We start from the raw sequence: 11927 nt of genomic DNA on the forward strand, positions 1-11927 counted from the left end.
TTCGCGGATTGTACCAGTTTGAATCTACCTTTTTTGGCTGGAAACTCGCTCTAGGACTACTTGTGTGTACACCGTAGGCAAGCGGGGAGGGGATTAAGGGGTGGGGTGCAATGACTGTGGAAATCATAACTAATTATGCGAACATGATATTATCACTCACTACAAACCTTTTATGGGTTAGAATTAACAATTTTAGTAGCTCTGAGTAAGTGGTATGTTCCCTAGTCTTTGCAAAAGCGATCGCTCCATAAGTTCACTGACACACTTATTCCCTTGCAAATTCAGGTGAATATGATCGTGATACAAAGCTTGGGGGTTGGTAGTTGAATTGAATATTGGTAAAAAGTCTATATAGTCAATTTGCTGAGTCTTGGTAAAGTCGTTCAAGCGCTGGCGGGCTTTAATTTCGTAATCACGAGGGCCTGGTTCACCAATTTCTCGTAGCAAAGGAGTCATAACTAGTAAAAATTGACTGTTGCTTTGGCGAGTCAAGGCTTGAATTTTACCGATCGCCTCTAAATTAATCCCCACGCGATCGCCTGCTTCATTCTGCACTGCTTTCATTTCGGGAATTGGCTGCTGCTTGGCGATATAACGTTGCCACACTTCTACTAAGGCTAGGGGAGGTTTACTATCGGGATAGTTGCGATCGCGTCCTACAGGTAAAGAAGTAGGAGGGGTAGCAAATAAGTCATCAGTATTAATTAATAACACTACCGCTTGCGCGTTGAAAGTACCAAATTTCTCTAAATAAGCTAACTCGTTTCGTGGCCCCCAAGAGTTAGCTGAAGCATTTAACACTTCTACTTCTTGATAATTACTATGAGTGAGTGATGCCAGAGAACGCATCATCATCGCGGATATTGTATTAGTTTGATCTGTCCACCAGCCACCATTAGCAATAGAATCCCCTAACAGCAAAACTCGCAGTCCAGAAGGTGTAGGTGTCTTATTGATCGGACTACCTCTCATAGAATACTCATTAATTTCAATGCGATTACCAAAACGACGCGTGCGTTGGTTAGGAGCCAATAAATAACCAATCTGCTCATCACCCATGTAAATTAGGGGATTACCAAAGCCAAAAAGCGATCGTAGTCCGATCTCGACTATCACAAGCAATCCCATAACCACCGTCAAAATTACGATTAGCGTCTCTTTCACCTACCCACATCCTTTTATACGGAGTTACTTTTCAACGATAGTAACTGACGTATTGGGAATTGGGAATTGGGAATTAAGAATTGGGACTTGAGTAATAATTAATAGTTCTTCTCCCCCTGCTCCCTACTCCCTACTCCTTAAACATCTAAAATAAGCAGATTTAAGATGTATTGGAATATGTTTATAAGCTTTAAAAACATCAGCTATATTGCTATTAACTGTTTATCTAATGGTTGACTACAATTTTGATATGTTTTAGCTGCTTGTGCTGTTTTTATGTAGAAGTATAGCAGTGTTTTCTAGTGATATAATTGTATATTACAGGTAATACTATCGCTACAGTTTATAAATTGCTCAAAGATTTTTTCGGGGGTAGTTAGGATGATAAAAATAGCCACACGTAAATATTTAGGCACACAAAATGTCTATGACATTGGAGTTGAACGTGACCATAATTTTAGTATCAAAAATGGCTTCATAGCTTCTAATTGTTTCAATAAGTCCCATTCCACTGCCTATGGTTATGTAACTTATCAAACAGCCTATTTAAAAGCTAATTACCCGTTGGAATACATGGCTGCACTGTTAACGGCTAACAGTGGCGATACCGATAAGGTACAAAGATATATTACTAACTGTACAAACATGGGTATTTCCATAGATCCACCAGATATTAATCGTTCTGGTGTTGATTTTACACCAACAGCAGGAAAGATTCTCTTTGGATTTTCGGCAGTGCGGAACGTGGGACAGAATGCGATCGCTTCTATTTTAGAGGCGAGAAATGAGACAGGATTTAAATCACTCGCTGATTTTTGCGATCGCGTGGATTTACGTGCTGTTAACCGCCGGACTCTAGAATCGCTGATTTACTGTGGAGCCTTTGACAAAATTGAATCCAACCGTCAACAGTTAATTAATGACTCAGAATTAGTGTATGATTGGGCACAATCTCGCGCTAAAGACAGAGCTAGCGGTCAAGGAAATCTCTTTGATTTATTAGGCGATGGATTTTCTTCTACTCAGAATAAAAGAGCAACTAATGCCTTTGAAACTGCTCCTAAATCTAAACCTGTGACAGATTTACCTCCACAGAAAAAGTTGCAGATGGAGAAAGAATTATTAGGCTTTTATGTATCAGATCATCCATTGAAATCGCTACGGCAAATAACACCACTTTTGACACCAATTAATCTTTCGCAACTGGGAGAGCAAAGGGAAGAAACCAGGCTTTGTGCAGTTGTGATGTTGAATAACGTCAAAAAAGTGGTTACTAAAAAAGGCGATCAAATGGCAATTTTGCAAGTAGAAGACCTAACTACACAATCGGAAGCTGTAGTTTTTCCCAAAACTTATGAGCGTATTAGTTCCCTACTTCAAGTTGACACCAGATTGATTATTTGGGGAAAAGTAGACCGACGCGACGAGCAGACTCAATTTATTGTTGAAGATGCAGAACCAGTAGAAACAGTACAAATGGTCATGGTGGAGTTAAATCCCCAGCAAGCAGGGAATATGGAAGAACTACATCGTTTAAAAACAATTTTGCAAGAGCATTCAGTAGATAAAGAAAAGGCAAAAATGCCGGTAATTGGAATTATTCAAACTGAAAATTCTCGGAAACTTGTTCGCTTGGGTTGGCAATTTTGCGTACAAGATTCAAGAATAACTGTTCAAGCTTTGCAAAATGCCAGTTTTCCTGCTCATATCAAATCGCTGACTAGTACTTGACACCAAAAGTTAAAAATCTGCCAATACTGAAAAGCAGCTTTGAAATTAGTTTTACTGAACTGTCATCAGTAAAATGGCTTAAGTATTCAAGATTTAAAACGTTTTTTTAGTTACTTACGCGGATGATGATTTCCTAGAGATAATGGTATCTTTTTATGCTAATAGCCTTAAGGCTGCGACCGGGGGAAGGAGTTAGAACTTGATGATCGTCAACGAACTACATAGATTTGTTTCATACTGTAAAAAAATTCAGCCCCAAACTCATGATGACATTCAAAAGTTCTTTGAAGGTGTGATCTTATTTCCTTATGACAAGGAACTTCTATTGCAAGCTTATTTATTTCTGAATATTAAAGATTTGTTTCCATCATGCGCCGAATTGTTGTTATTTGAAAAATCTCCAATTTCAGATTATACAGATTTAGGTAAGTGTGATTTTGTCTATCAGACTTTTAAAGGGAGCCTGTTTTTAATTGAAACTAAGTTTATTGATACAGAAGCGACAGGAGCGACAGAAAGGAAAAGAAGAAATAAACACAGAAACAAGGTATTTGAGCAAGTTATAACTTTAAAAGGTCGATTTAGCGAATATTGGAATATGAGGCTAGATCAATTAGAGTGTGGGGTTTTCACAACAGATGCAGAAGTCGCTTGGCGAGGAAGTAGTGTAAACGTCACCTCTAAATCAATATCTATAGAGCATCTCGAGAAATGGCGAAGAAGTTATCACACCAGTCAAAAAGCTTATGAAGTAAGCAAAATAGTAGTGCAAAAACCGAATTAGTTTTCGGAATGCAACTGAGTTTTTTGCAGTTTATGTTTTTAATTTTTGTTGAAACTTAAATTTTTACTTCTTTGAAAAAACCAAATTATTTATTACAAGCGGAAATTGCTAAACTGATAATTTGGACATTTCCTATCGATTGATTTGTTGCAATTGAATTTCTCTATGTATAGGAATCCGGTTTGATTTGGATAAAATATACGTAGCAATACTGCGTAGGTTTTGGCTAAAAAATAAAAATGTGTAGGTTGATTGAGGAACGAAACCCAACATTTTGAAGGGTTTGGGTTTCGCTCCGCTCAACCCAACCTACGAATATCTTAACCGAGCAGTATTGATATACGTAGGATGTGAGTGCGGAGAGTACGGCATCAAACCCTTGATAATAGTGCGTTATGAACTCCGTTCTAACCCACTGTACAATACGTAATTTTGTTCAAAAATCAAATATTAATCCTATAGTAAAACAATTATCTAATTGTTAACTTCAATAGCGATCGCCAACACTAGTATTCAGGAAAACCATCTGTAAAAATAATTTCGTCTTTTTCCAAGCATAAGTATCTTTGACCCGGAAAGTATGTCAGATTACTGGAATAAGTACCAAACGTCTGACAGGAAAACCATACTAATGAGAATTTGGGCTACTATTGCTGTGCTAGCTTCTTCTTGCCTAATATTTGGGGTTATATCTTCTGAGGCGATCGCCGCTACTTCTGGTGTAGGACAAAATAGCACACCATTTCCTACACCAACAAGTCTGAAAAATATTACTGTTAGCAACACCGAGTTCGGTCTAAAGAGAGTTGACTCCAAAGGTAACGTTACCATTTTCCGCACAAAAAGAGTGCCGCTTCAAGAAGGAAACATCTACGGATGGCGGATTAAACTTAAAGACTATCAAGGTGAAGTGAAATGGCGCGAAGTTTTACATTTACCAAAACCTCCAGAAACTTGGGGTACAGATAACGGTGAAGATTTCTCGATCTCAAAAGACGGTACTACATCCATAACACGGCGCACACAATCGGCTTTAAATGGTGTAATTGAGAATTTTTGGACGATCGCTCCTGGCGATCCGGTTGGCAAGTATAGAATAGAGGTCTATATTGATGACCGTTTAATCGGTAGTTTCGAGTTTGAAGTTATTCCAGTCAAGTAAATCTAATATTTAGAGGTATTTAGAAGCTTGATCTAATTCTCTCCTTTTCACCAAGGTTAGGGAGGATCAAGCTTTAATTTCAGCGTATTGGAATATTAAGAGTTTCTTTGAAAAAGAATCTTTTATATTGCTAATTCTACAGCTTTATGCACCCTCATATAGAATCGATATTAGAGATAGAAATTTGATTATTATTGAGTAGCGATCGTGAATACAGACGAATTAAAAAGGCGTTTTGCGGCAGGGGAAAGATATTTCCCAGCCGTTAACTTGAGTAGAAACAGGCTAATTGGAGTCTATTTGCCTGGAATCAATTTATGGGGTTCTGACTTGAGTGGAGCTAACCTAGCTAAAGCTAAACTCTGGGGAGCAGATTTGAGTAGAACTAACTTAGCTAAAGCAAATTTGACCAGAGCGAATTTGAGCGGTGTCAAACTGAATGAGGCAAATCTTCGGGGAGCCAAACTTAATTATGCCAAGTTGTATGGAGCCAATCTAACTGGCGCTTACTACGATGAAAGCACGAGGTTTTCTAGAGGTTTTGACCCCATCAGTCAAAATATGCGAAAGGTATAAGGGTATTGAAGAAGAATTCAGAAGTCAGAATTCAGAAGTCAGAATTCAGAATTAATGAGTGGGGGATTCAGACCCACCACTTGATTATTACACCACTAAATCGGAGATTTAGTGGGGGACTTAAACTCGTTCATTCAGACGCTCGTTCGCGCAGCGTGCCGTGGGCAAGACTCGCTCTAAGGGAAGCTAGGCCGCAGGCTTTACGCTACACTATCCGCCACTCGCACAGAATTAAATTCTGAATTCTGGCTCCTGACTGCTGAATTCTGTTCGTTAAATACACACCTTAACGGTAGGCTAATAAATATCAAACAAAATGGCATAAAAATGCTTACTGTTGCTAAATCAAAGCAGATTGCGATGCCCTCGGCGGGCGTAGCTATCGCAATCTTTTCTTTCAGTCTGTTACTTTACACTCAAGTAGCATCAGCCGCCATAACTTTACCCCTACGCAGCAAAAAGGGAATGGTGGTTTCAGCCAATCCTTTAGCAAGTGAGGCGGGGATTTTAATGTTACGCAAAGGTGGTAACGCAGTAGATGCAGCCGTAGCCACAACTTTTGCAATCTCTGTAGTTGAACCTTTTTCAGCCGGAATCGGCGGCGGCGGATTTTTGCTGATGCACTCTGAGAAAACTGGCGATATGAAAGCGCTAGATTTCCGCGAACGCGCCCCCCTAAAAGCTACAAAAAATATGTATTTAGACGCACAAGGAAAGGTGCGTCCCAATGCAAGTATTAGTGGTTATTTAGCAGTAGCAACACCAGGAACGGTGGCGGGGCTTTATGAAGTGCATCGTCGCTATGGTAAGCTTTCTTGGCAAGAGGTGATGAAACCTGCGATCGCACTTGCTAAAGATGGCTTTATTCTGGGCGATGTCGCAACTTGGCGTTCTCTGCAAACAAACCAATCCTACAAGCAAGCACTGATCAAAAATCCAGCACTGCGGGCAATTTTCACTCGCAACGGCGAATTTTATAAACCAGGGGAGAAACTGGTGCAAAGCGATTTGGCACGCACCTTAACAACAATTGCCGAAAATCCCGAAAGTTTTTACACCGGAAGTATTGCTCAGGCGATCGCTTCTGATATGGTAAAAAATGGTGGTTTAATTACTCTCGAAGACCTGAAAACCTACAAACCAATCTGGCGGACTCCCGTTTGTGGGAATTTCCGTAAAGCTAAAATTTGCTCAATGCCACCCCCATCATCAGGAGGGGTTCATCTATTGCAGATTTTAAATATTATTGGTGACACTGATTTAAAATCTTTAGGATGGCATCATCCAGACGCTATCCACTTAATGGTAGAGGCAATGAAGATTGCTTACAGCGATCGCTCAGAATATTTAGGCGATCCTGATTTTGTCAAAGTTCCTGTACAAGAACTGCTCAGTCCAGCTTACGCCAAACAACGCCGTCAAGAAATTAATATGCAAATGGCTAGACCTTCGACCGAGGTCAAGCCAGTAGATAGAAAGACACTACAACGTTTTAGTCAAGCTGATAATCAGAGTTTAGAACAAAATACCATTCCGTTATCTCATCAGTCTGTTAAACTGCACACGACGCGCCATGAATCTCCTGAAACAACTCATCTTACTGTTGTGGATGCAGAACGCAACGCCGTAAGTCTGACTTTCACAATTAACCTGAGTTTTGGTGCTGGTGTAGTTACACCAGGCACTGGAATTGTCCTCAACAATGAGATGGATGATTTTGCTGCTGCGCCAGGAGTGCCTAATGCCTTTGGTTTGGTTGGTAACGATGCCAACAGCATTGCACCTCGTAAGACTCCCTTATCCAGCATGACTCCCACAATTGTCACAGAAAATGGTCATTTTCGGATGGCTGCCGGTGCGCCCGGTGGTAGCACCATCATCACCCAGGTTTTGCAAGTCATCCTGAATGTGCTGGAATATAACATGGATGTTGGCGCAGCTGTTTCTGTTCCACGCATACATCATCAATGGCTTCCAGATGAGTTGCGCGTAGAATCCTGGGGTTTGGATGCTTTGACTGTGCAAGACTTATGCCGTCGGGGGCATAAAATTAAAGAAACTACTCCTTGGGGTAATGGTAACGCGATCGCTGTTACATCCGATGGAACTCTAGAAGGCGCGGCAGATCCTCGCGGTGAAGGTTCCCCTAGAGGTTTATAAGCGAGTAAGAGACTGCAATGCCCAATGCCCAATGACAAATGACCAATGACCAATGACAAATGATAAATGACCAATGACCAATGACAAATGACAAATGACAAATGACCAATGACCAATGACCAATGACAAATGACCAATAACTATTGATTTTGAGTTGTTGATTCTGCGTAGCTACTAGTACCAAACTCATTTGCTCGTGCGCTAGGTACTAGTGTCCAACCTGCTTTGAGAAGTTTTTGGTAAGTTGCCCAACCTTTAGAACCACCTGGTATTTGATAATCTGGGACTGTGAAATGTCCAAAAGCCGTGTAGGGCCGCCAAGGCTGATTGGGTTCTGTCTGCAAATACAGAATTTTCTCTCCGTCACCACCAGACTTAGATAACCAGCACATTTGTCGATGCATTGCAAACTCCTTTGCTTTTAGCTAACAACTAACGCATAATATCAGACTTTTGTCAAGTAATTTCTCACCCTTGTGGGCTATTTTTGGACGTAAAGATAAACAGCTTTGCCTCACCTTAATGTATATAGGGTGAGATTTTTCTAATGTTATCCGCGTTTTTGGCGATCGTGTGTAACAATAACTACTGTTTTCAGGGTCAAGTTAAAACGCGATGAATCAAGACGCGATGAATCGCGTCTCTACAAATGGCTATTTGCTGCATTGTTTTTTCAAATTGGTATTATTTGTGATGTGTCATTGCGAGTGGAAAGTTCGCAATGGCAATTATTTAACCGGACACCACATCATACTAATATCTTTATGAAACTCGCTTTATAAACGAAAAGAGCAACAGTGTGTGCATTCAGAAGTCCACACTATGCTGGTTGCAGTAAGTTAGTTTTGGATAGTGTAAGTTTATTACACATGCCTATAAAGCAAAAAATTACTGTTATTAAATCAAATCTAATTCCATTACATTACCTTCAGAGAAACCAAGACTGGAGTAAACTGGTTTACCCAATGGTGAGGCGTTAAGAATCACTCGTGTGCAACCTATCTCTTTTAAATATTCAATTGCTCTATTAGTTAGTTTTTTGGCAATACCTTGTCTGCGGTAAGATTGTTCAACGTAAACGCCCCAAATATATCCAAATTTGCGGTATTCATTTTTGAGAATATTCGGGTATAAACCTGCAAAAAGTTGGCAACTTACAGAACCCACAATTATATTATCAACCTCTGCAATAAAAGCCTTGTAAAACAAATCCTGACGCGCTTCTTCTATAAATTTGAGAGTAATATTCTGCCAATCAAGATGGATATTACTCTCATCAACACCAATATCTAGCCACATTTGGTAAAAGTGTTTTCCAATCAGTAAGTCTTCTTTAATAGCGGCTTCTCTGATGGCTATATGTTTTTCTGTCAGCATAATTTTCTAACAAATTTTCGTAATCACGCATAACTCCTCCCCAATTTTGAGGAGGAGTTTTTTAGCATGAGCTAAAAACAAGGTGCGGTACTTTGATGATGGATTAGGATATCAGACTTTCTGTGCAGATACTTGCTCTGGTTTTTCTTGAGTTTGCAATGCAGAATAAAGTCTATTCAGCGCATTTACATAAGCTTGCGCGGATGCCACGATGATATCTGTATTCGCTGCATGACCAGAAAACACCTTAGATTCATAACGCAAACGAATCGTCACTTCTCCAATGGCATCAATACCGGCTGTTACTGACTGCACAGAAAACTCAATCAACTCATTGGGCACATTCACCACTCGATTGATGGCTTTGTAAACTGCATCTACTGGCCCAGTACCGATCGCAGCGTCGGTTAATTCTTCACCTTCTGGAGTGCGGAGGGTGACTGTAGCGGTGGGTTTGGCATTGCTACCACAGGAAACTTGCACCAACTCTACCCGGAACAAATCGGGTGCTTGTTGGATTTCATCGTTAACGATCGCTTCCAAATCCCAATCAGAAATATCTTTCTTTTTATCTGCTACTTCTTTGAATCTAACGAAGGCTTTATTTAACTCACTATCTGACAGTTCAAAACCCAATTCTTTTAAGCGGGTGCGGAAAGCATTCCTCCCTGAATGTTTGCCCAAAACGATTTGATTGTCTGTCAAGCCAATCAATTGGGCATCCATAATTTCATAAGTGAGTTTGTTCTTTAATACACCATCTTGGTGAATTCCAGACTCATGGGCAAAAGCATTAGCCCCAACGATCGCTTTATTTGGTTGTACTAACATTCCCGTCAAATTAGAAACTAAGCGTGAGGTTTTGTAAATTTGTCGGGTGTCGATATTTGTCAGCGATTCTTGAGATTCTTCTGGTCTGCCGAGATAAGGGTTAAAATATTGCCGCCGCACGTGTAGCGCCATCACTAATTCTTCTAAGGATGCATTACCGGCGCGTTCGCCAATGCCATTGATGGTACATTCTAGTTGCCGCGCACCATTTTTTACGGCTTCTAAGAAGTTAGCAACTGCCAAGCCTAAATCATTGTGGCCGTGAACGGAAATAATCGCTTGGTCGATGTTAGGGACATTTTCGATAATGCCCTTAATTATTGCCCCAAATTCGCTTGGGGTGGTGTAACCAACTGTATCGGGAATATTAACTGTTGTTGCACCAGCTGCGATCGCTCTTTCTAACACTTGATATAGAAATTCTGGATCGGAACGAGCCGCATCCATCGGCGAAAATTCCACATCTGTCATAAAGGACTTGGCATAAGCGACCATTTCTTCGGCGATCGCTAGGACTTCTGCCCGTGACTTCCGTAACTGATACTCTAAATGAATATCAGAAGTCGAAATAAATGTGTGAATTCTGCCATTAACTGCTGGTTTTAATGCTTCTGCGGCTGCTTCAATATCTGCTTTAATTGCTCTTGCCAAACTGCAAATTACCGGGCCATTTTCTGTCCCTACAACTTCGGCAATCTTGCTGACGGCTTCAAAATCTCCGGGACTGGCAAAGGCAAAGCCCGCCTCAATTATATCTACACCCAGACGTGCTAGTTGCTTGGCAATAACTAGCTTTTCATCGATATTTAGTGTCGCTCCCGGACACTGCTCTCCATCTCGCAGTGTAGTATCAAAAATGATGATTCGATCTGTTTTGTTTGTCATTTGCGGTTTCTTGTTTAATTTTTACTTACGGCTCAATATATCTTCAACCTTAGTTTTTCTTTTACTCTTACCTTTGTAAATAATTGTAAGGCTACTACTAACCTTCGGTTTTTTCTATTTGATCTCTGATATCATTTAAATCTATATATCTATCAGTAGCATTCCGTAGCTCTCTAGCAATCATTCCTTCTGTTGATACTACCGTAATATGTGTATTTTTTGAGCGTAATAGTTCGATTGCTCTTTCAAAATCTCCATCGCCACTGAATAATACTACTCGGTCATACTGGTCTACTGTATTAAACATATCTACAACAATTTCAATATCTAAATTCGCTTTTTGCGAGTAACGACCAGACGTATCATCATAATATTCTTTAAGAATTTTAGTTCTAACTGTATATCCTAGACTAATTAGAGCATCTCTAAAACCTCGCTGATCTTGTGGGTCTTTTAAGCCAGTGTACCAGAATGCATTAATTAATGTTGTTTCTGATTGCTCATGTTTAAAGTATTCTAAGACTCGCCGTGGGTCAAAAAACCACCCATTTTTTTGTTGAGCATAGAACATATTGTTTCCGTCTACAAAAATAGACAGACGATTCATTGGAGAACCCATACAAATTTACACCTAATAAATATAAATGAATTTAGATGGAACAATAGATTATAGCAATTTTCAAATAGCAAGTTTGCTAATATCTACAAAGTAGCTCTTTATCTATAGCTTTTATCCTACCTCTTTCAAGGCATAAAAACGGATGTAACATTGGAGTTGAGATGCTAGGCGCTAAACCTTATTCACCTCCAGAACTGTAAGAGCTACCATCGGAATCAAAATCTACCAATAAAATTTAACCACTAACAGGATTTATCGCTGTATAACATTAAAGTTTACTCCTAAAGAGGTATGGCATAAGCTTAGGCTACGATATAAGTTTATGCCTATCTAAAGGTATAGCTTTCAGTATCAGGATATGCTTTGTAAAGAGTACCAATATTACGCCAAAGACAGAAGACTACCTTGGGACAGCTTTTGGTAAAACACCCACTTAAGAGCATACCTGTTGCTTAGGTTAGGGTAAAATATCGTCACAATCAATTGCAGAGGCGAAGTAGATCCGGCTGCGATCTGTGAGACAATCACTAGTTGTAACTCACTTAACAGAAAAAGAATAAGTTAGGCAGTACCTGAGTAAGAATCTCTTGGGGGCTAGCTCTGCCAATAAAAGTTTGTTGATGAATAAAAGATACTTT

At 39.9% G+C, this 11927-nt stretch carries 10 protein-coding genes; 5 read left to right on the forward strand and 5 right to left on the reverse strand.

Features of this window, described 5'->3' with window-relative positions:
* Window positions 1-192: 192 nt before the first annotated feature.
* Window positions 193-1128, reverse strand: coding sequence for an SGNH/GDSL hydrolase family protein (locus RMZ41_RS22485; RefSeq protein WP_409875801.1), 936 nt, complete (start codon window positions 1126-1128; stop codon window positions 193-195).
* A gap of 417 nt (window positions 1129-1545) precedes the next feature.
* Between RMZ41_RS22485 and RMZ41_RS22490 the strand changes: the two genes are divergently transcribed.
* From RMZ41_RS22490 to ggt, 5 genes are all read left to right on the forward strand, one after another.
* A complete protein-coding gene (locus RMZ41_RS22490; protein ID WP_322643957.1) occupies window positions 1546-2895 on the forward strand; it encodes an OB-fold nucleic acid binding domain-containing protein in 1350 nt (449 codons plus the stop codon).
* Between the two features lie 202 nt (window positions 2896-3097).
* On the forward strand, window positions 3098-3679 hold the full coding sequence (locus tag RMZ41_RS22495; RefSeq protein WP_322643956.1) for a hypothetical protein: 582 nt from the start codon (window positions 3098-3100) through the stop codon (window positions 3677-3679).
* A 631-nt stretch (window positions 3680-4310) separates the two neighbouring features.
* On the forward strand, window positions 4311-4841 hold the full coding sequence (locus tag RMZ41_RS22500) for a hypothetical protein (RefSeq protein ID WP_322643955.1): 531 nt from the start codon (window positions 4311-4313) through the stop codon (window positions 4839-4841).
* Window positions 4842-5048: 207 nt separating this feature from the next.
* Window positions 5049-5417, forward strand: coding sequence for a pentapeptide repeat-containing protein (locus tag RMZ41_RS22505; protein WP_322643954.1), 369 nt, complete (start codon window positions 5049-5051; stop codon window positions 5415-5417).
* A gap of 360 nt (window positions 5418-5777) precedes the next feature.
* The gene (gene ggt / locus RMZ41_RS22510; RefSeq protein WP_409875803.1) at window positions 5778-7577 is read left to right on the forward strand and encodes a gamma-glutamyltransferase; all 1800 of its coding nucleotides are present in this window, start codon (window positions 5778-5780) and stop codon (window positions 7575-7577) included.
* A 140-nt stretch (window positions 7578-7717) separates the two neighbouring features.
* On the opposite strand, the gene RMZ41_RS22515 is transcribed toward ggt, so the two are convergent.
* The 4 genes from RMZ41_RS22515 to RMZ41_RS22530 form a co-directional block, all read right to left on the reverse strand.
* On the reverse strand, window positions 7718-7981 hold the full coding sequence (locus RMZ41_RS22515) for a hypothetical protein (protein ID WP_322643952.1): 264 nt from the start codon (window positions 7979-7981) through the stop codon (window positions 7718-7720).
* 493 nt (window positions 7982-8474) lie between these two features.
* Entirely contained in the window at window positions 8475-8954 is a 480-nt protein-coding gene (locus tag RMZ41_RS22520) for a GNAT family N-acetyltransferase (RefSeq protein WP_322643951.1), read from the reverse strand.
* Between the two features lie 111 nt (window positions 8955-9065).
* Window positions 9066-10670, reverse strand: a complete 1605-nt coding sequence (locus RMZ41_RS22525) for a 2-isopropylmalate synthase (RefSeq protein ID WP_322643950.1) — start codon at window positions 10668-10670, stop codon at window positions 9066-9068.
* Window positions 10671-10767: 97 nt separating this feature from the next.
* A complete protein-coding gene (locus RMZ41_RS22530) occupies window positions 10768-11289 on the reverse strand; it encodes an NYN domain-containing protein (RefSeq protein WP_041565194.1) in 522 nt (173 codons plus the stop codon).
* Between the last annotated feature and the right edge of the window lie 638 nt (window positions 11290-11927).

Origin of the sequence: Nostoc sp. DedVER02 (assembly GCF_034530675.2) — a bacterium.
Taxonomy (GTDB): domain Bacteria; phylum Cyanobacteriota; class Cyanobacteriia; order Cyanobacteriales; family Nostocaceae; genus Nostoc.

Bases quoted from the DNA above. Each gene is read 5' to 3' on its own strand.
- RMZ41_RS22485 (WP_409875801.1), bottom strand. From the start codon at position 1,128: ATGGGATTGCTTGTGATAGTCGAGATCGGACTACGATCGCTTTTTGGC.
- RMZ41_RS22490 (WP_322643957.1), top strand. From the start codon at position 1,546: ATGATAAAAATAGCCACACGTAAATATTTAGGCACACAAAATGTCTAT.
- RMZ41_RS22495 (WP_322643956.1), top strand. From the start codon at position 3,098: ATGATCGTCAACGAACTACATAGATTTGTTTCATACTGTAAAAAAATT.
- RMZ41_RS22500 (WP_322643955.1), top strand. From the start codon at position 4,311: ATGAGAATTTGGGCTACTATTGCTGTGCTAGCTTCTTCTTGCCTAATA.
- ggt (WP_409875803.1), top strand. From the start codon at position 5,778: ATGCCCTCGGCGGGCGTAGCTATCGCAATCTTTTCTTTCAGTCTGTTA.
- RMZ41_RS22515 (WP_322643952.1), bottom strand. From the start codon at position 7,981: ATGCATCGACAAATGTGCTGGTTATCTAAGTCTGGTGGTGACGGAGAG.
- RMZ41_RS22520 (WP_322643951.1), bottom strand. From the start codon at position 8,954: ATGCTGACAGAAAAACATATAGCCATCAGAGAAGCCGCTATTAAAGAA.
- RMZ41_RS22525 (WP_322643950.1), bottom strand. From the start codon at position 10,670: ATGACAAACAAAACAGATCGAATCATCATTTTTGATACTACACTGCGA.
- RMZ41_RS22530 (WP_041565194.1), bottom strand. From the start codon at position 11,289: ATGGGTTCTCCAATGAATCGTCTGTCTATTTTTGTAGACGGAAACAAT.